Genomic DNA, 19,810 nt, shown 5'->3' with positions numbered 1-19,810 from the left:
ACACGAGGTCCCCTCAAAATCATTATTCGCCTAGGTTGGCTTGCATTGCTTCAGACTTGTCAGCCGTCATCACGAAGTGCAGTTCGCCGCCTGCTTTGAATTCGCTGTGCTGGAAGGTGTTGTACACATCCAGAGGCTTACCGTTGATGGTCACTTCTTTGATGTACATGTTGTCTGGACCGTTGTTTTCAGCCGTTACCGTGAACGTGCCAGAGCCGATGTCTACTGTCGCTTTGTCGAAGATTGGACGACCGATGCTGTACGTTGGATCGGTTGGCGAGATTTGGTAGAAGCCCAGTGCCGACATCAAGTACCAAGCTGACATTTGACCTACGTCTTCGTTACCGATGATGCCGTCTGGCGTCGGCTTGTAGAACTGGTCGTAAACTTGGTCTAGATATTCCTGCGCCTTGTAAGACTCTTCAGTACGGTTGTACAAGTAGATGACGTGGTGCGAAGGCTCGTTACCGTGAATGTACTGACCGATGTAGCCTGTCATGTCTTGGTGCGCTTCGCCGCCATTTGGATCGGCAGTAAATAGGTTGTTCAGCTTGTCGTTCAGACCTTGCGTGCCGCCCATGATTTCAGTCAGCTTGTCTAAGTCTTGCATGAACGCCCATTGCCACTGCCACGCGTTACCTTCTGTGTAGTAGAACGCGTCAGATTTGTAAGGGTCGAAGTCAGTTGAAGCGTATTTCAGTGCACATGGGTCGCCTTCTTTCAGCTCTGTTGGTACGAAGAAGCCTGTGCCATCTGCGTTACCTGCTTTTGCATCCCAGTGTTTCAAAGAGTTGTAAGAACGAGCTTTGAACTCTTCATACGCGTCCATATCGCCAGCGGCTTTTGCCATTTCTGCGATCGTCCAATCGTAGAATGAGAATTCTAACGAGTACGACACTGAGTTCCAGTTCGGGTAACGAACACACTGTTCTTTCTCGTGGTAATTCAGCTGACCTGCCATGAGTGAGCTTAGGATGTCGTCATGAATCTGTGGATACTCATGCGGTGTGTAGCGTGCTGATTTTACTGATGCGGTGTAAGCTTGCTCTGCATCAATCAAGCCTTTGGTTACGGCATCGCCAAGAATCGCTGCCGATGGGTAGCCGATCATGGTGCCGGTTTCTGAGCCGTGACCTTCCCATTTCGGCAATAGACCAAACTCGTCGTTGGATTTACGAATCAAGTCTTTCACGTATAGCGTTGCTTGGTCTGGGTCGATGATAGTCCACATTGGGTGAACCGCGCGGAACGTATCCCACGTTGAGTAAATCGAGTAGTTTGGTGTGTCGCCATCTTTCAGCGTGCGCACTGTGCCAAGCATATCCACGTATTGACCATCCACATCGTAGAACTCGATTGGTGCGATCATCATGTGGTACATGCCAGTGTAGAAGTTGGTTTTCTCCGCATCTGTGCCGCCTTCTACTTTGATTTTTGCTAGCTTCTCAGCCCATGCGTATTCTGCGTCTTCTTTCACTTTTGCTAGGTCGAAACTTGGTGCTTCTGCTTCTAAGTTTTTCTGTGCGCCTTGCCAGTTAACTGGAGAGATACCGACGCGGATTTCAATTGGCTCTTCGCCTGTGCCGAAGTTTAGGTAAGCGGTCAGATCATCGCCTGAGTAAACCGCACCATTACGCATTTCGCGCGTTGGTTCTTTGTCTTGTTCACCCAATAGTGCTTTGGTGATTGGTTGGTTGAATTTCGCGTAGAAGAAGATGTCCTGACCTTGGTGATCTTGCCCTTGGAACCAGCCTGTTGAGGTTTTACGACCGCGAATGGTGTATTCGTCCACCACTTCTACTTTGTTCTTCAAAGACTTGCCGTTGTTGTTCATTAGGGTATGCCCCAAATCGAACTTCACGTTGCGGTCTGCGCCATCAGCAAAGGTGTATTTGTGCAAGCCAACGCGCTTGGTTGCGCTCAGTTCAACTTCGATTTGACCTTGGTTTAGCTTGGTTTTGTAGTAGCCTGCGCTTGCTTCTTCATTGGCTTTGTCGAACGAGTTCAGTTGTGTGTTCGCCATGTCTGCGTATGGCAGAACCAAGATGTCGCCTAAGTCCGTTGCGCCTGTACCTGAAAGGTGAGTATGGGAGAAGCCGTACAGCGGAACGTCAGTGTTAACTACTTCGCCAGTTTCGTAGTTGGATGAATCCCAGTAGCCAGATGCCGAGTGCCAAGGGTTAAGTCCTGATTCATGGTCTGTGTTAGAACCGATGAAAGTATCTGGAGACAGTTGAACCATACCTGCCGGTACCGTCGCGCCCGGGAATGTATGACCAGAAGCTGCTGTGCCGATCATAGGATCGACGTATTTCAACACCGCAAGATCAACAATTGGATCGCCCGGCAGTGAAGAGGAGGAGTCGTTGTCGCTGTTACAGCCAGCCAAGCCACCCGTCAGACCAACCAGGATAGCCAAAGAGATAAGATTACGTTTAAACATGTGCATACCGTTTTGTCGTTATTCGTATATAAAAGTGTTTATAAGAGACTGTTTCTAAAGGACTGCTTATAAAATTTGCTTGTAGGGATAGCCGGGAGATGCGCTCCCCCGGCTGAGTTGTCACTATTGGGATTAACGAGAACCTGCTGGCATCTCGTCTTCATGCAAGAATTCACCGATGCCTTGTGCTGGTGGAAGATCTTGCTCTAGAGAGCCCCAGCGTTGATTTGGTTTGTCGCCCATCACGAACTCCAACTCACCGCCATACATGATTTCGTCATGAGTCAGGTAAGTACGGTTGAAGTCTTTGCCGTTGTAGCGAGCCGACTGAATGAAGATGTTTTCGCGGCTAACGTTCTTCGCGGTAACCGTGAACTTCTGGTTGTTGCCGACATCGATAGACGCGCTTTCAAACAGCGGAGTACCGATTTCGTAGATGCCAGAAGAAGCGTTCACTGGGTAGAAGCCAAGTGCACGGAACACGAACCACGCAGAGAGCGTACCGAAGTCGTCGTTACCACAAATGCCGTCAGCGGTGTTCTTGTAGCAAATGTTGGTTGCTGCGGCGATGGCTGCCTGACCTTTCCAAGGTTGACCGACGTAGTTGTACAAGTAAGGAACGTGGATATCTGGTTCGTTACCTTGAACGTGCTGACCAACGTTACCTGTGTTGAACACTGGGAATTGGTTGTCGCCTGCGTTGCGATCTGGGTAGGTTGACCAGTATTCATCCAAGCGAGCTGCGAACAAGTCACCGCGTTCTGCTTCAGGGTTTTGTGTCTTGTCGAAGCGTGTCATCAGGTCAATCAAGCCATGAATGTCGTGCTGAACACTGAACGAGTATTGCCAGCCGTTAGACTCAGAGAATGCCCAGTTAAACATATCTGGACGCCAGTCTTTACCAACCGCGCGACCGGTGATTGGGTCTACCCACCCTGCATCGATAAACTCGCCATCGTAGTCACGGGCTTTGAACCAACCTTGGTATTTCTTACCGCCGAAGTCGAATTGTGCTTGCCAGTTTTTAGAACGGTTAGCGAACTCGGTGTAGCGTGGATCTTCTTCACCAAATACTTCTTTGATCGATTGCGCGATTGCCCAGTCGTTCATTGAGTATTCAAGCGAGTAAGATGCTGTCCAAGAGTCTTTAAATGGTGAGTGACCGCCGTAAGAATCTGGTGGAGTGTCGTGCAATTGCGCAGGCACGTAACCTTGTTCTTCGTACTCTTTGATCCATGCTACGCCTTGGCTTGTTGCGGCGCGCGCATCTGTGATCATCGCTTCAACTAAACGTTCTTTAACGTCTTTGCGCTCTGCTTCTGTGAAGCCAAGATCGATCATGCGTTTTTCTAGTGAGCCTTTCGACAACACATCATGAATCACAGGCGTTGAGTGCATGCCCATCATCATGCCTGTTTCGTTGCCTTTGAATGTCCACTCAGGCAGACGACCTTTGCGCACGTTGCCTTTGTCATCTACCCATTCTTCTTCGGCGTAAGACAGCATAGACAGCACTACGTCGGCTAGGCGGTCAGGTTCAAGAATCGAAGACAGCGGTTGAACTGCGCGGTAGGTATCCCACAAAGAGAAAGTGTCGTAGCGCGTGAAGTCTGCTTTGCCATCTTTGTTGGCATCGGCAGTACGGATCGACTCTTTCAGCGTATCGATCTTGTCGCCCCAAGGTGTGTTGCCATCTGGGTATGCATTGCGACCTTGGTGAACTTGGCGGTAGCGACCATCTAAGTCAGAGTGAATGGTTTGACCTAGGTACGAGTGGTACATCGCGGTGTAGAACGTCTGTTTGTAATCCTCGTCGCCAGAGACTTGGATCTTGCCGAGTTCGTCTTCCCATTTCTTCGTTGCCGCTTCGCGTACTTGGTCGAAGTTCATGCCCGCAACTTCTGTCATGTTAAGAGAAGCGCCAGACTTGCCATTCTCACCAATCTCAACGTTTGATAGCGCTAATTTCGCTTCAACCGTTAAGCCGTCTTTGGATGTGTCGAACTCAACGTAAGCGCGTGCGTATTGATACTTGCCACGTGTTTCGTTACCGATTTCCGTAATGCCTTCTGGCACGTCCATGTAACGACCTTGCTCTTTATCGTAGTATGCAAAGCGAACGTTTTTGATTGGTTGGTCGAATTCCATTACGAAGAATTCTTTTTGGCTTGGTGCCCAGCCATCAGAGAAACGGTGACCTTCTAGACGGTTATTGTCTTTGTCCCATTTCAAGTAAGAATCAGAGGTGTAGTCCCAGTTAATTTTGAAGCCAGTGTTAACGATGATTTCTGACTTCTCATCACGAGGGAAGGTGTAGCGGTGCACACCAACGCGATCAGACGCCGTCAACTCAGCTTTGATGTCATAATCCAATAGATCGACTTTGTAGTAGCCCGCTGTCGCTTGCTCGTCACGATGTTGGAAGCGAGACGCTTCTAGGTTTAGCGTTGCCGAACCTTCATCAATCATGTAATCCGAACGCGAGTTGATTGGCATGACGAGAATGTCGTTCAAGTCGCCAGCACCTGCTCCGGAAAGGTGGGTATGAGAGAAACCGGAAGTACGTGCGTCGTGGTAGTAGTAGCCTGAAATGTATTCCCAGCCGTTAGAACCGTTGTTTGGAGAAAGCTGCACCATGCCGTGTGGTGTAGTTGCACCAGGGTAGGTGTTGCCTAGGTTACCTGTACCGATGAATGGGTTGACGTAGCGTGTTACGTCCATATCGGCGAAATCTACTGGGATGTGAACACCCATGTCGATTTCAGGTGTTTCAGGGTTTGGCTTGTCATCACAGTCGCCATCGCCAACTGGAGGACATACTGGCTTGCCGCCGTCAGGAATATCCGGCAGTGCAGGGTTGGTGTCACCGCCTTCATAAATGTTGGTTGTGTCGTCGTTACAGCCAGTCAGACCGACTAGACCACTGAGAACTGCGCAAGCGAGTAGGGAAGGTTTGAATTTCATTTTTAAAGCCTTGTAAATTGTAGGGTTATATAATTAAAAAAATCAGGGGTATTACTAAAACTTAAAAACTTGAAATAGAGCCCTTTGGGGGAAAGGGCTCTTAGGGGGAGGAGCTTAAGGTTTAAGCTTTCACAAGAGTCGCTGCGTTACGCATCGCTTCTTTCGTTGAACACTCAACAACGTTTGCTTTTGCAAAGCGGTGAGCGTCTTTTACTTGGATATCGTGAGCTAGAATAACCAGCTTCGCGTTTGCTACATCTAGGTCAGTGATACGGTTCTGGATACCGTTTTGACCTTGAGTTTCTACTTTGATTTTCAGACCCGCTGCTGCACCTGCTTTCTCTAGTGCTTTCGCTGCCATGAATGTGTGTGCTACGCCAGATGGGCAACATGTTACTGCTACGATGTCGTACTCGCCTTCGCCTGCTGCTGGAGCCGCTTGAGCTTGTGCAGGTGCTGCTTCTACGATTTCGTCTTCTGCTTCTTCTTCAGCAACTGGTTTCCAGAAGCCAACGATAACTGCTGTTGTTAGTGAGCCTAGTGCGATACCCACAACGTACATTGGGATGTTGCTTGATACAGGAGCTGTGATTAGACCGCCCCATGGTGCGTGTAGTAGTACGTCTGTTAGGAAGCCGAACACACAGCCAACGATACCACCAGCAACGATTGAAGGAAGAACGCGTACAGGGTCGTTTGCTGCGAATGGGATAGCACCTTCAGAGATACCGATAGAACCCATGATTGCTGCTGCTTTACCTGCTTCTTGCTCTTGCTTAGTGAACTTCTTCTTGAATAGGAATGTTGCTAGTGCCATACCTAGAGGAGGCGTACAGATTGCAATACCAACACCACCCATTAGCCATGGTTGAGTATCAACTTGAGTTTGAGCGAATAGCGTTGCTACTTTGTTGATTGGACCGCCCATATCGAATGCAGTCATACCACCAAGAATCGTACCTAGAACCACTTTAGAAGCGCCAGCCATAGAAGCTAGGAATTCGTTCATAGACGCCATGAAGATCTTGATTGGCTCACCGATACCCCATAGAACGATACCTGCAGAGATAAGCGTACCTAGTAGAGGGTAGATGAAGTAAGCGCCCAACGCAGTCATGTTAGCAGAAAGAGGGATCTTCTTAAGTTGGAATACCACACCACCTGCGATGAAACCCGCTACGATACAACCAAGGAAGCCGCCGCCCATGTCAGCCATGATGCCAGAAGAGATCATCGCTGGTGCTAGAGCTGGTTTGTCTGCAATTGAGTAACCGATGAAGCCACCAAGAATAATTGGGAACAGCACCAGACCTTTTATACCGATATTAGAAATATCAGCCAATAAACCGTCCGCAGGAACCGCACCTTTACCTGATGCCATTACCGCTAGCGCCAGTAGTACACCACCCGCAACGATAAATGGAAGCATGTGAGAAGTACCGAATAAAAGGTGACCTTTCATGGTACTTAGGATTTTTTTGAAATCGCTATTATTACTAGCTTGAGCTGTGATTGTACTCATAATTTCACGCCTTATGAATTAATTAAAATATTTAGTATTTGGTTTTCGTCTTTTGCGTTATGAATATCTTCAATAAACTCTTCGCTAAATTTACCGAATAATTCTTGAAGAACATAAATATGGTGGTCGGCACCGTTATCTGGTGAGGCAATCATGAAGAATACGGTCGGTTTGACTCCCTCTTCGTCGCCATACTCGATGCCTTCGCGCTTTACGCCAACAGCGATTGCAGGCTCTGTCACCGCTTTGCTTTTTGCGTGTGGGTAAGCGATGCCGTCCATTGAAGTGACGCTTAATGCTTCACGTGCTTCGATGTCGGTTAAAAAAGCCTCTTTGCTGCTGATTCGATTATTTTCGAATAGCATCTGTGCTAGCTCTTCAAAGACTTCTTTTTTATTATTTGCTTGAAGGTTGCCTTTAATTAAATTGACGTTTGTTAGTTCTGTAATCATTTTTTGACTCATTGGTACTGAAGTAATGAGGCAAATTTAATTAATGTTACGGTTTTCTGAAATAGTAAAAAAAATCCAATAACTATATTTTTGTATCACTGAGAGCTAAGTGTGATAGAAGTCATTAATATCAATGAGCTAGAAGGGAATTAGTATTGTGACTTATATTCCATTTATTTTGAAATTAATAATGAAGCTTGAAAATAAACGAGAAGGGAATCAAATATGGTTCAATTTTGCTATAAAAAAGAGGCTTTGTGCTAAAGCTCCTGCAATAACCCTTTTATTAACGTAATTTTCTGTCTCTTTGAGAAAAGAAATAAAGCGCTTAGGAGAGCGGATTGTGAGCTCAGCTAGTTCCTCCCCTTGATACACATTGGCGAATGTAGGCTCCGAATTTGAAGCCAAGAGGAGGTTAGGAAGGGTTGTTACGTTGAATTTGGCTAATCCATTAAGACGGATTCTTGTACTTGTGCAGCAAATCTAACGGGATATGGCAGTAGTCATTGGGAAAGCGCGTGAGTCGGTCTTGGTGCTCATCATCACTTGGTACGTAGTTTGTGAGTGGCAGCACTTCTACGGCGATCTTCTCGGCATCTGGTCTTGCTGCAATAAACGCTTTGGCAATCGCTAGGTGTTGTTCGTTTTGGCTGTAGACACCAGTACGGTACTTCTCACCTACGTCTTCACCTTGCTTGTTAACGCTGTGCGGGTCGATGATCTCAAACAGATACCCGATTAAAGTTTCAACCGAAACCTGCTCAGGGTCGAACTGGGTTTTCACGCATTCTGCGTAGCCATCGTATTCAGATTGAGTGTTGTCTGTTGAGCCATTTGCTCGTCCTGCTTCGGTGCTAATTACGCCCGGAAGGTGGCGCATAAATTCTTGAACGCCCCAAAGGCATCCGCCTGCGAAGTAAATTTCTTCCATCATTCTGTCCTGAAAAACTTTGCGCCATTATGGGCATCACTTTCATTCAAACACAACTCCAACCATAAAACAGGAACAACTCGGTGGTGATTTGCTCTCTTTTTTGTGCTGCTTTTCCTCGTTAGATTGAACGCAGTTAAGAGCTAGGGGAATCCTAATGAAAATTGAACATATCGCGATTTGGACTGAACGTTTGGAAGAGCTTAAAGCCTTCTATGAGAAATACTTTAACGCGGTGTCTAACGACAAATACCACAACCCAACTAAGCAGTTTTCATCTTACTTTCTTTCGTTTGAAAGTGGTGCACGATTGGAGTTGATGTCGATGGAAGGTGTGACCGCTTGTGAAAAATCTCATGCGATGCAGGTAACCGGATTAGCACACTTTGCCTTTGCTTTAGGATCAGAACAAGCAGTGGATCAACTAACCAAAACCTTAGTAGATGATGGCTACCAATGGATCGACGGCCCGAGACAAACAGGTGACGGTTACTACGAAAGCTGCATCTTAGATCCGGATGGCAACCGTCTTGAGCTTACGGTGTAACGCAGCTTAGCTTACTTCTATCGTTCACAGGCTGCTTTCATATGAAAGTGTTCGGGCGTATACTGCAAGCTTATCTATAAGGAGCGAGCCTGTGAACTCAAGACAAAATGAAATCCTGCAATTGGTTAATGACCGCAAACGTGTTCAAGTGACGGAGCTTTCTGACATCATTGGCGTGTCGGGCGTGACCATCAGGCAGGATTTGAACTTCCTTGAGCAACAAGGCTACTTGAAGCGTGTTCATGGCGCTGCGACGGCGCTACAAAGTGACGATATTGATACGCGACTCGAAGTGCGCTTCGACATCAAACAGGCGTTAGCCAACAAAGCGGCAGATTTGGTATCACCAAACGAAACCGTATTGATCGAAGGCGGAAGTGCTAATGCGCTATTGGCTCGCACGCTGGCTGAACGCGGTGACGTCACCATCATTACCCCATCGGCGTACATTGCCCACCTCATCCGTAACACCTCAGCTAACATCATCTTGCTCGGTGGTGTGTATCAGCATCAAGGCGAGAGTTTGGTTGGTCCGTTAACCAAGTTGTGTATTGAGAATATTCACTTCAGCACAGCTTTCTTGGGTATTGACGGCTTCCATCAAGATACTGGCTTTACTAGCCGAGACATGATGCGCGCAGAAATTGCTGAAACCATCATTGCGAAAAAGCGTCGTAATATCGTGCTGACGGACTCAAGCAAGTTTGGGCAAATCTACCCATCTTCGATTGGTAAAACGAGTGAAATCTCAGTGCTGTTAACCGATGAAGCCGCTCCGAAAAGCGACCTCGAACAACTGAGAAAGCAAGGCGTGGAAGTGGTGTTGGGTTAAGCCGACTCACGAACAATGAGTTTGGGAGGCAGGATCAAGCTGTAAGGCTCGCTGTCTTCTTGCTTCAGTTGATTGATCAATCGTTTTGCCGCTTGTCTTCCCATCTCTCGTGCATTGGAATTAACGAAGGTGAGCGGTGGTTCAATTAACTCTGCTTCTTCAACATCATCAAAGCCAATCACCGATACTTGCTCGCCGATAAACTGATCTTTACCGATGGATCGTCCCGCTCGATGTATGCCATAAACCGCGCCTAGTGCCGTCGAAGAATGGTGACAGAGAACCGCAGTAATCTGTGGATGTTCCAACAACAACTGCTGCACAGTTTGAGCAGCAGACGCTTGGCTTTTTTCACACTCGACCACCCACTCTGGTTTGAAAGGCAAACCAAACTGCATCAGAGTTGAACAATACCCACCAATACGCTCAGCACGACACAAAGAACTGCTCGCACCGCCGACATAAGCGATTCTGCGATGACCTTGCTTAACCAGATGCTCCGTCGCCAACTTGGCGGCGTACATGTTGTCTGGTCCCACGTAGTCGATTTGCTTATCCACCGAAGCGCGTGAAATGCACACCATTGGCAGGTTGTGCTGCTTGAGGTTTTCGACGTTGAACTGCTGGCTTTCACCAATCGGGCAAAATGCGATACCACCGACACCTTGGCGTGCCATGGTTAATACACACTTCTCAAACTTTTCTTGGCTATCCCCACTTTGAGCCAGAAACAGCATGTAACCTTGCTGCTCGATTTCTTCACTCAATCCTGCTGCGACTTCTGCGTAATAGGGATCACTGATGTCTTTGAGGATAAGTCCAATGATTTCACTGGAATTGGATCGTAGGTTGGCAGCGGCACGGTTACGGATATAGCCTAGCTCTTCAACCGCAGCGTTGACCTTTTCTATTGTGTCTGGAGAGATCCGCCCTTTATTCCCCAACACCATAGAGACGGTGGTAACTGACACGCCAGCATGTTTAGCGACTTCTGTAATGGTCACTTTTTTTGACGACATAGATTCACTTTATGGATTAGAAAAACGTTTTATCATCAAACTGTAACCCTATTAGGTTGATTTTAAAAGCCCTACACAGTTTGTGGAAAAAGATATCTAACTCGATCACAGAATTTTTGGTAAAACGTTTTATCAAAATTTTTAGCAGCGTATATTGAGTGCATAAAAACAACATTTCATGCGCACATAATGTGATGTGTATGAGCCCTACAAGTTCTCAATTTCCGGAGACAAACTATGTCTAAAAGCAATAAATCGACCATGTGGGAGTTCTTGCAAAGCCTCGGCAAGACCTTCATGTTGCCAGTCGCGCTGCTGGCATTCTCAGGTATTCTTCTTGGTGTCGGCAGTTCGTTTTCTAGCGCCGCTATCAAAGAAGCTATCCCATTTTTAGACAACACCCCTCTGCAATACCTGTTTATGTGGATGACCAAAATCGGTCTTGTCGCATTCATCTACTTGCCTGTGATGTTCGCAGTTGCTATCCCACTTGGATTAGCGCGTGAAGAAAAAGGCGTGGCAGGTTTCGCGGGTTTCGTTGGTTATGCTGCCTTCAACCTTGCGATCAACTTCTTCCTAACCGTCGCTGGTGTACTAGACAGTGAAGCGGAACGTGCCGCTTACGGCGTGAAAAGCATCATCGGGATTGAATCGATTGATACCGGTATACTTGGTGCGGTGATCGTTGGTGTGATTGTTGCGAAACTTCACCAGCGCTTTTACACCTTCAAAATGCCAGATGCGCTAGCGTTCTTTGGTGGCGCTCGTTTTGTTCCAATCATTTCTGCATTGGTACTGGGCGTTGTCGGTGTGTTTATCCCATTTGTATGGCCTTACTTTGCTGCGGGCATCAATGGTATCGGTCATGTGATTGAAGGTGCGGGCGATTTCGGTCCAATGCTGTTTGGTACAGGCGAGCGTTTATTGCTGCCAATCGGCCTTCACCATATCTTGGTTGCGCTGATTCGATTCACTGAAGCAGGCGGTACTATGGATGTGTGTGGTCAAACCGTGTCTGGCGCACTAAACATCTTCTACTCTGAATTGTCTTGTCCTGACACAACGGCGTTTACTCCGGAAGTCACTGCATTCTTGTCTCAAGGTAAAATGCCAACCTTCCTAGGCGGTTTACCGGGTGCAGCTCTGGCGATGTACCACTGTGCTCGCCCTGAGAACCGCTCAAAAATTAAAGCACTGCTCATCTCTGGCGTCGTAGCTTGTGTGGTAGGTGGTATCACTGAGCCGCTTGAATTCTTGTTCCTATTTGTTGCGCCAGTGCTTTACTTCGTCCATGCGATTCTGACTGGTCTGGGCTTTATGGTGATGGGCTTGCTTGATGTCACCATCGGTAACACAGACGGCAACCTGATTGACTTCTTGGTGTTCGGTATCTTGCAAGGCACGGCGACGAAATGGTACTTAGTACCGCTGGTGGCGGGTGTTTGGTCCGTGGTTTATTACTCAGTGTTTAAGTTTGCGATCACTAAGTTCAACCTAAAAACACCAGGTCGTGAAGTCGATACGGCGGAAGTGGACAAAGAGCTTGAAGCCGCATTCATCAACGAATCTGGCAAAGGTGCCGCAGTACTGGCAGCTCTTGGTGGTAAAGAGAACATCACGGCTCTGGATAACTGCATCACTCGTCTTCGCTTATCTGTTAACGACATGAGTTTGGTCGACGACGCTAAGTTGAAAGCCAACGGCGCGCTCGGTGTAGTGAAGCTTGATGAGCACAACCTGCAAGTTGTGATTGGTACGCAAGTTCACCTAGTGAAGAATGAAATGCAAGCCATCATGTCTGCTAGCTAATCATTGCTTTGATAGATGCTCCCCTTCGGCACAATCTCCATCCTCCCCCCCAATGAGATTGTGACGAGGGACCTTAACATTGGAATATTCGTATGACTCAGAATTTCGACTTTGATACACCGATTGATCGCACTGGTACTTACTGCACGCAGTGGGACTACGTTCAGGATAGATTTGGTAAAGCGGGTCTGCTGCCATTTACCATTTCAGATATGGATTTTGCTGCGCCAGAACCCGTGATGAATGTGCTTAAACAACGTTTAGAGCATCCGGTATTAGGTTATAGTCGCTGGAATCATGAGGATTTTAAGTCCGCGATTCGCTACTGGTATCAAACTCGTTTTGACTGCGAAATCGACACTCAGCAAGTGGTGTACGGACCATCGGTTATCTACATTGTGTCAAAGTTGATTGAGCAATGGAGTCAGCCGGGACAGGGCGTGGTGTTCCATACACCAGCTTATGATGCGTTCGACAAAATGATTGAAGGGCAAGACCGTAAGTGCGTTCGCAGTCCGCTCATCAAGCAGCAAGGTCGATTTGAAATTGACTGGCAAGATCTGGAAACCAAACTCGCTGACCAGAACAACACTGTGCTGTTGTTATGCAGCCCTCATAACCCAACAGGGCGAGTGTGGAGCCAAAGCGAATTGGAAAAGATGGCGGAGCTTTGTAACGGACACCAAGTCAAAGTGATTTCGGATGAGATTCATATGGATGTGTGCTTTAAGCGTCACATCCCTTACGTGGGGTTTGGCCGTTCACAAGATTGGGCTGTGGTTACATCGGCGTCTAAATCGTTCAATATTCCAGCCTTGAATGGCGCGTATGCGTTGATCGCGGATTCACCAACGCGCGAACGTTACCTACATAAACTCAAAGAGGTGGATGGTCTTTCATCGCCTTCTATCATGGGCGTGCTTGGTACGATGGCGGCTTATCGTCACGGAGAGCCTTGGCTAAAGGCACTCAACGAGTATGTATTGGCTAACCATCAATACGTGAAAGAAGCACTGGAAAGTGCCTTTCCTGAAGTGAGCTACCTTGTCCCAGACGCGACCTATTTAGCATGGATTGACTTATCTGTTTTGAATCTAAATATGGTACTGCTTAATCAAGCGTTAATTGAACAGTTCAATGTCGCCATCATGTCTGGAGATGTTTATGGCGAGTCCGGTAAAGGTTATCTCCGACTCAATCTGGGCTGTCCGAGAAGCAAAGTCGAGCAGGGCGTTTCAGCCTTGATTCAAGCGATCAAATTGCAGCGTTAAACCATCGCGGGAGAGTGTGAGATGTCACTGTTCAAGCTAGATAACGTGATTCAAAACTACGCTTGGGGAAGCAAAGAGTCGATTTCTAAACTGTTTGGCATCGACAATGTGAACCATCAACCTCAAGCTGAAATTTGGATGGGGGCGCACCCTAATGGTTGCTCGCGCCTTGCAACAACCGGTGAGTTATTATCTGATGTGATTGCGAGAGACAAAGCAAGCATGTTTGGTGATTACACCATGATGCGTTTTGGCGAACTTCCGTATCTATTCAAAGTGCTCGCGGCGGATTCTCCGCTCTCGATTCAAGTTCATCCGAGCAAGCGTAAAGCTGAGCTTGGTTTTGCAAGAGAGAATGAACAAGGTATTCCGCTTAATGCTCCTAATCGCAATTACAAAGACGCCAATCACAAGCCTGAGTTGGTCTATGCGCTGACTTTCTACAAGGCGATGAATGGCTTTCGTCCAATAGAACAGATACTGACGCTGTTCCGCCAATTTGGTATTCGCAGTTTAGATGGTGAGGTGGCAGAGTTAGCCGAGCACCCCAATCAAGACGGGTTGAAAGGTTTCTTCACGGCGATCATGACGTTGAACGAAGCTCATAAAATTCAAGCCTTGGCAGAACTGGACGCAGCATTAGAGCGTGGTCCAAAGACGGCATTGGAAAGAGAAGTGATCAGTTATGTGGCGGAATTTCAAAAGCATTACCCGAAAGACATTGGATTGCTGTCTCCGTTGATGTTGAACACGATAGAGCTTGCGCCTGGGGAAGCGATGTTCCTTCATGCCGAAACGCCTCATGCGTATGTTCAAGGTACAGCGTTGGAAATCATGGCGAATTCTGACAACGTGCTTAGAGCTGGGTTAACGCCCAAGTACATTGATGTGGATGAGCTTATCGCCAATACGGCATTTCACACCACGCAACCGGAACAGATTAAACTGTCGCCAATCCACAAAGAGGGCAAGTTGAGCTATCCAATTCCGGTAGACGATTTTGGGTTTGATATTCTCTCTTCCGATGAGGAGTGCAAGCAACAGTTTGTGCGTGGTGCTGAGATTGTTTTTTGTGTTGAAGGCAGTGTTGAGGTCATGACATTAGAAACAAGTCTGACTCTTAAAGCCGGAGAATCCGCGTTTATCACTAACGATTGTAAGTTCTACCAATATCAAGGGAATGGTACGTTGGCGAGGGCGTATAACTAGTCATTTCGTTGTTGATATTAAAAGGCCGCTTGAATAGCGGCCTTGTTTGATTTTATGACGCCTAAAAACGGTTAAGCGACTTTCTCTTTTCGCTTCGTCAGCATTGCAGCAGGAGAGAAGCCTGTTACCAACATTGTCCCACTAAGCACCAGAATGGTCCCTATGATGGTATTGAAGCCGATTGGCTCATCTAGAATCAGATAGCCCCATAAGATTCCGAAGACTGGAATGAGGAAGGTAACCGAAAGAGCCGATGCTGGGCCTACTTCTGATACCAAACGGAAGTAAAGCAAATACGCCAAACCGGTACAAACCACACCGAGAGCAACCACAGAGCTCCACTCTATGCTGGTTGGCTCTGCACGCATTGGTAAAAATGGCAGTAGCGGAAGTACCCAAATCACCGCTGCCCACATACTGCCGTGTGCATTATTGAAAGCCGGAATCTGAGGAGCATTCTTAGTGTAGTTGGTCGCGATTCCATAACTACATGCGGCCAACAAGCTAGCAATGATCGGCAGAATCGCCTCCTCACCAATCTTCACCGCACTCCAACCGACTAATACTGCGACGCCAGTGATACCAATCGCCATGCCAAGAATCGCTTTCTTGGTCAGCGGGCTGCGATACCAGATAAAGCCAATCAGTGCGCCCCAAATAGGAGCCGTTGAGTTAAGTATCGATAAAGTTGAGGCATTGAGTGTTTGTGCTGCATAGGCGAAAAATAGAAACGGTGCCGCGGTGTTAAACAGTCCAATAATAAAGAAATGTTTGGTATGCGCGGTGAAGGAGAGTTTCTTTTTGAGATAAATGGAGATGAGCAACAAGGCAATTGCTGCAAACCCCACTCGAAATTCGATTAAGTAAGCCGGTCCGAACGTATTGGCGGCGACTCGCATAAATAGAAACGAGCCACCCCAAATAGCAGCGAGACAAAGTAAGCGAAAAAAACTGGCTGCGGTCATGTTACATCCTTGGTCGAGGTCTAGCGCCTCATTGATTAATTGTTGCGCTAACAGTGGATTAAACCAAGGATGAGATCAACCAGAAATACAACGCCAGTTCCGAATCTGGCTACCGCTGACTTATTTTGATGATCTTAAATTTCTTCTTTTGGAAACAAGATTGGCAGACTGTCTCTATAAGTGTGGTACCACATCACGCCGTGGTTTAATCCGTTATAGTGAATTAAAGGAGGCAGAATGAATCCTTGGTAATCTTTCGATTTAATATGGCTGTAGAAGATATCTACCCAATAAAAATTCCCTGTTCTGCCAGATGTGGCGCTAAAAATCGCCGTCACTTCGAGCCAAGGAGAAATAAGGTAGCGATCTTCCTCTATAGGGTAGATGGTGTCTTCAATACGCCAAAAAGAACCATCAGAGATGATAAAGTTTGAGAAAAACTCGGCACCAACATCTTCCGTAAGCATTACATAAGCGGATTTCGCACCGCCAAACGAATGTCCAGCTAACGTGCGCTGAGTCGGATCGATATCGTACTCTGCTTCAACAATAGGAATGAGTTCCTGCGTAAGAAAGAGATAGTAGTCATCTACGCCTGGTGGCAAGTAGTCAATGTCTCTGCGTCCGGGAGGGCCTTCGTGAACAGCAACGAGAATGACTTCAGCACCGTAATCATCGATAAGCTCTGCGAAGCTCAATCCCGTGCCTCCACCATCCGAGACAAAGATGACGGGTAAAGAATTAAGTCGGTCTTCGTAGTTCTCAGGCAAATAAACATCATACGGGTAGGTGACGCCCGTGATGTTGGAAAAGATGCTTGCCTGTATTTGATTGAGATTGTTGTCCGATGTTGAGGAATCCACACCGGAGCCATCACCACCTCCGCATGCTGATAACACAAGCCCCAAAGAAAGGGCGATGAACCAACGCTTCAAAACTTCCATGTTTTACCTTTGTTTTTGATTTAAAGAACAAAAGCAACTGTATAAGATTTGAGCAATCAAAAAGCCCCGCGCTATCAATAAATGAAAAGGCGGGGCGAGCGGGTTTGTAACTCTTCGAGCCAATTATCGAATGCGGTGGTACGTTATTGTTTTACCTGTCATTAATTACTGTTTTACTTGTCACTAATTATTGGTTTTCAGACCAGACCGCGAACTCATTGCCACTTGGTTCGGTAAAATGGAAACGACAACCTCCCGGAAATTCGAAGATAGGGCGAATGATTTGCCCACCGAACTGTTCGACTTTGGCTAACGTGGCATGAATATCTGAGCTATAGAACACCAATAATGCTGCCCCATTTGTTGTTTGGCTGACTTGCTCTGCTGCATAAAAGCCGCCGTCCAAGCCTTGACCTGAAAAGGCACTGTACTCAGGACCATAATCAACGAAACTCCATCCAAAGGTTTGCTCGAAAAACTGTTTAGTCGCATTGATGTCTCGCGTGCCAAACTCAACGTAATTTAACTTTTCATGTTGGTGCATTCAGGTGTCCTTTTCATCGCTGTGCTTTTCTGTCAGTGTATTAACTCTTCGGTCGAGTTTCTCAGCCCGAGTCTAGGTTTTATTAATCAAACTGATAAAACCTCAAAAATTTCATTGGTTATCCCTATTAAATCTATCGTTATTTCCCATTAAACAAATGTAATCATTGAAGATATATTCTTCGTGGGCAGAAAAGAGCTTTTGAGTATCCATTGACCACTCGACTGGTCAAATGGTTAGCACGCATTGGAGAGCAACCATGCAGATGTCAAAAAGCTTTTTATTAATTACAGTTGGCTTAGCCAGCACATCTCTACAGGCGCAAACCCTGACAAGAGACAACGGTGCACCAGTCGGTGACAACCAGAATTCAATCACAGCAGGTGAAAACGGCAGCGTATTACTGCAAGACGTTCACCTGATCCAAAAATTGCAGCGTTTTGCCAGAGAGCGTATTCCTGAGCGTGTTGTGCATGCTCGTGGTACAGGTGCTCATGGTGAGTTTGTTGCATCGGGTGATTTTAGTGACTTAACGGTTTCCGCTCCTTTTACTAACAAAGGAAAAGTAACCCCTGTTTTCGTTCGTTTTTCGACCGTTATTCACTCAAAAGGATCACCTGAGACACTTCGCGATCCTCGTGGTTTCGCCACTAAATTTTATACTGAACAGGGTAATTGGGATCTGGTAGGGAACAACCTGCCTGTGTTCTTCATCCGCGATTCAATTAAGTTTCCGGATATGGTGCACTCTCTAAAACCGTCTCCTGTTACCAACGTTCAGGATCCAAACCGATTCTTTGATTTCTTCAGTCATGAGCCGAGTGCGACCAACATGCTGACTTGGGTTTATAGCAACCTAGGTACGCCAGCAAGCTACCGTACAATGGACGGCTTTGGTGTGCACGCTTATAAGTGGATTAATAAGCAAGGCGATGTGAACTATGTGAAGTTCCAATGGAAGAGCCAACAAGGTATCGAAAGCCTGCGTCCTGATGAAGTAACCGCAATGCAGGGTAAGGACTTCAACCATTTAACCAATGATCTGTATAAAGAAATTGGGCGTGGTAACTACCCTAAGTGGGATCTCTACGTGAAGGTGCTGTCACCAGAAGCTCTGAGCAAGCTGGATTACAACGGGTTGGATGCGACCAAAGTATGGCTGAATGTACCGGATCAAAAAGTCGGCACTATGACGTTGAACCGCCTACCAGAAAATTTCTTTTTAGACACTGAACAGTCGGCATTTGCGCCTTCGAATTTGATTCCTGGTATCGAGCCATCGGAAGACCGTTTGCTACAAGGCCGTTTGTTCGCTTATGCAGATACACAGTTGTACCGCGTGGGTGTGAACTTGTTCCAGCTGCCAGTAAACCGTCCTTTAGCATCAGTGAACAACCATAACCAAGATGGATTGAGCAACAACGCGAAGCAAGGCAATGGTGATGTGAACTACGAACCAAGCCGTAAACTGGCACTGGAAGAAGACACGCAATTTAAAGCGGTTGAAACCAAGTTGGTTGGTACTGTTCAACAAAAAGCGATCAGCAATCCTCGTAACTTCTACCAAGCGGGTGTGTTGTTCCGCAGCATGAACGAGCAAGACCAGAGTGATTTGATTGCCAACTTAGCGGGTGACCTGAACAAGGTGATGGATAAAGACGTTAAGGAAACCATGGTGAGCTATTTCTATCGCGCAGATAAAGAGTACGGTATGCGTCTGGCTGAGGCGACAGATACCAATCTCAAGCAAGTGAAAAACAAAGCGATGATGTAAGCAATAAGTTTTGACCTGCGGGAGATTTATCTGCTCTTTTCTGCCCGAAAATCAGGGCTCCCGTGGGTCATTCTCAAATTCTGTTAGTGAGGGTGAGTAAATGAAAACCGTGTTTTTGCTCAGTGCCGTTCTGTTCTCTTTGAGCTTTTCGTTGAGCTTATTGGCCGCCGAAGACAAGCTGGAAGAGGAATACCAATCTTTGGTTGAACTGTTCTTTGACGCAGCGCGAATTGGCAATAACGAAGTGGTCGATACATTTGTTTCTCAAGGCTTCCCCATCGACCAACGTAATACTCAAAGTTATACCGCATTGATGGTGGCAGCGTATCAAGGACATCGAGAAACCGTTCGCTTGCTGCTCGATTCCGGCGCTAACGCCTGCCTGCAAGATAAACGTGGTAACACCGCATTAATGGGGGCACTTATCAAGCGTGAAATCGGCATAGCGAAAGACCTCTATCAAGCGGACTGTTCACCAGAGCTGCGCAATAAAGCCGGGTTAAATTTGAAAGAGTTTGCCGAGATCTATGGTCAATCCAATGTGTTGAAATCGCTTCAACACTGATAAATAACAATAAATAGGA

General features: G+C 46.9%; 16 protein-coding genes. 7 read left to right on the top strand and 9 right to left on the bottom strand.

Annotated features, from left to right (window positions below; all coding sequences use genetic code 11):
* Nucleotides 1-22 precede the first annotated feature (22 nt).
* The 5 genes from ATB78_RS01460 to ATB78_RS01440 all read right to left on the bottom strand — a co-directional run bounded on the left by ATB78_RS01460 (nucleotide 23) and on the right by ATB78_RS01440 (nucleotide 8,312).
* Nucleotides 23-2,443 (bottom strand): GH92 family glycosyl hydrolase, encoded by a 2,421-nt coding sequence (locus tag ATB78_RS01460; protein ID WP_053349243.1) that lies wholly within the window; start codon nucleotides 2,441-2,443, stop codon nucleotides 23-25.
* 132 nt (nucleotides 2,444-2,575) lie between these two features.
* Nucleotides 2,576-5,407 (bottom strand): GH92 family glycosyl hydrolase, encoded by a 2,832-nt coding sequence (locus tag ATB78_RS01455; RefSeq protein WP_061007609.1) that lies wholly within the window; start codon nucleotides 5,405-5,407, stop codon nucleotides 2,576-2,578.
* A gap of 121 nt (nucleotides 5,408-5,528) precedes the next feature.
* Nucleotides 5,529-6,929 carry a fructose-specific PTS transporter subunit EIIC gene (locus ATB78_RS01450; protein ID WP_005453038.1) on the bottom strand — a complete coding sequence of 467 codons (1,401 nt, stop codon included), beginning with the start codon at nucleotides 6,927-6,929 and terminating at the stop codon, nucleotides 5,529-5,531.
* Nucleotides 6,930-6,940: 11 nt separating this feature from the next.
* On the bottom strand, nucleotides 6,941-7,381 hold the full coding sequence (locus ATB78_RS01445) for a PTS sugar transporter subunit IIA (protein WP_005436338.1): 441 nt from the start codon (nucleotides 7,379-7,381) through the stop codon (nucleotides 6,941-6,943).
* A gap of 451 nt (nucleotides 7,382-7,832) precedes the next feature.
* The gene (locus tag ATB78_RS01440; RefSeq protein WP_061007608.1) at nucleotides 7,833-8,312 is read right to left on the bottom strand and encodes a peptide-methionine (S)-S-oxide reductase; all 480 of its coding nucleotides are present in this window, start codon (nucleotides 8,310-8,312) and stop codon (nucleotides 7,833-7,835) included.
* A 157-nt stretch (nucleotides 8,313-8,469) separates the two neighbouring features.
* On the opposite strand from ATB78_RS01440, the gene ATB78_RS01435 reads away from it, so the two are divergent.
* Both ATB78_RS01435 and ATB78_RS01430 read left to right on the top strand, forming a co-directional pair.
* Nucleotides 8,470-8,859 (top strand): VOC family protein, encoded by a 390-nt coding sequence (locus ATB78_RS01435; RefSeq protein WP_017189619.1) that lies wholly within the window; start codon nucleotides 8,470-8,472, stop codon nucleotides 8,857-8,859.
* 91 nt (nucleotides 8,860-8,950) lie between these two features.
* Entirely contained in the window at nucleotides 8,951-9,691 is a 741-nt protein-coding gene (locus tag ATB78_RS01430) for a DNA-binding transcriptional regulator YciT (protein WP_005436345.1), read from the top strand.
* On the opposite strand, the gene malI is transcribed toward ATB78_RS01430, so the two are convergent.
* A complete protein-coding gene (gene malI / locus ATB78_RS01425) occupies nucleotides 9,688-10,710 on the bottom strand; it encodes a Mal regulon transcriptional regulator MalI (protein ID WP_005453001.1) in 1,023 nt (340 codons plus the stop codon). The genes ATB78_RS01430 and malI overlap by 4 nt on opposite strands.
* Nucleotides 10,711-10,947: 237 nt before the next feature.
* On the opposite strand from malI, the gene malX reads away from it, so the two are divergent.
* The 3 genes from malX to manA all read left to right on the top strand — a co-directional run bounded on the left by malX (nucleotide 10,948) and on the right by manA (nucleotide 14,999).
* The gene (malX, locus tag ATB78_RS01420; protein WP_061007607.1) at nucleotides 10,948-12,519 is read left to right on the top strand and encodes a maltose/glucose-specific PTS transporter subunit IIBC; all 1,572 of its coding nucleotides are present in this window, start codon (nucleotides 10,948-10,950) and stop codon (nucleotides 12,517-12,519) included.
* 92 nt (nucleotides 12,520-12,611) lie between these two features.
* A complete protein-coding gene (locus ATB78_RS01415; protein ID WP_061007606.1) occupies nucleotides 12,612-13,790 on the top strand; it encodes a MalY/PatB family protein in 1,179 nt (392 codons plus the stop codon).
* A 21-nt stretch (nucleotides 13,791-13,811) separates the two neighbouring features.
* Nucleotides 13,812-14,999: a mannose-6-phosphate isomerase, class I gene (manA, locus tag ATB78_RS01410; RefSeq protein ID WP_061007605.1), complete on the top strand. Its 1,188-nt coding sequence runs from the start codon at nucleotides 13,812-13,814 to the stop codon at nucleotides 14,997-14,999.
* Between the two features lie 71 nt (nucleotides 15,000-15,070).
* Here manA and ATB78_RS01405 read toward each other — a convergent pair whose 3' ends face one another.
* The 3 genes from ATB78_RS01405 to ATB78_RS01395 form a co-directional block, all read right to left on the bottom strand.
* Nucleotides 15,071-15,964: a DMT family transporter gene (locus ATB78_RS01405; protein WP_061007604.1), complete on the bottom strand. Its 894-nt coding sequence runs from the start codon at nucleotides 15,962-15,964 to the stop codon at nucleotides 15,071-15,073.
* Nucleotides 15,965-16,098: 134 nt separating this feature from the next.
* Nucleotides 16,099-16,908 (bottom strand): alpha/beta hydrolase-fold protein, encoded by an 810-nt coding sequence (locus ATB78_RS01400; RefSeq protein ID WP_061007603.1) that lies wholly within the window; start codon nucleotides 16,906-16,908, stop codon nucleotides 16,099-16,101.
* 187 nt (nucleotides 16,909-17,095) lie between these two features.
* Complete coding sequence (locus ATB78_RS01395; RefSeq protein WP_061007602.1) at nucleotides 17,096-17,452, bottom strand: VOC family protein; 357 nt, start codon at nucleotides 17,450-17,452, stop codon at nucleotides 17,096-17,098.
* Nucleotides 17,453-17,711: 259 nt separating this feature from the next.
* On the opposite strand from ATB78_RS01395, the gene ATB78_RS01390 reads away from it, so the two are divergent.
* Together ATB78_RS01390 and ATB78_RS01385 are read left to right on the top strand one after the other, a co-directional pair.
* Nucleotides 17,712-19,226: a catalase gene (locus ATB78_RS01390; RefSeq protein ID WP_061007601.1), complete on the top strand. Its 1,515-nt coding sequence runs from the start codon at nucleotides 17,712-17,714 to the stop codon at nucleotides 19,224-19,226.
* 100 nt (nucleotides 19,227-19,326) lie between these two features.
* Nucleotides 19,327-19,791, top strand: coding sequence for an ankyrin repeat domain-containing protein (locus ATB78_RS01385; protein WP_005436364.1), 465 nt, complete (start codon nucleotides 19,327-19,329; stop codon nucleotides 19,789-19,791).
* Nucleotides 19,792-19,810 lie beyond the last annotated feature (19 nt).

Source organism: Vibrio sp. CUB2 (genome assembly GCF_001557945.1).
Lineage (GTDB): Bacteria > Pseudomonadota > Gammaproteobacteria > Enterobacterales > Vibrionaceae > Vibrio > Vibrio owensii.
Note: the sequence above shows the minus strand (reverse complement) of the source record. Positions and strands in the feature narration are given on the sequence as shown.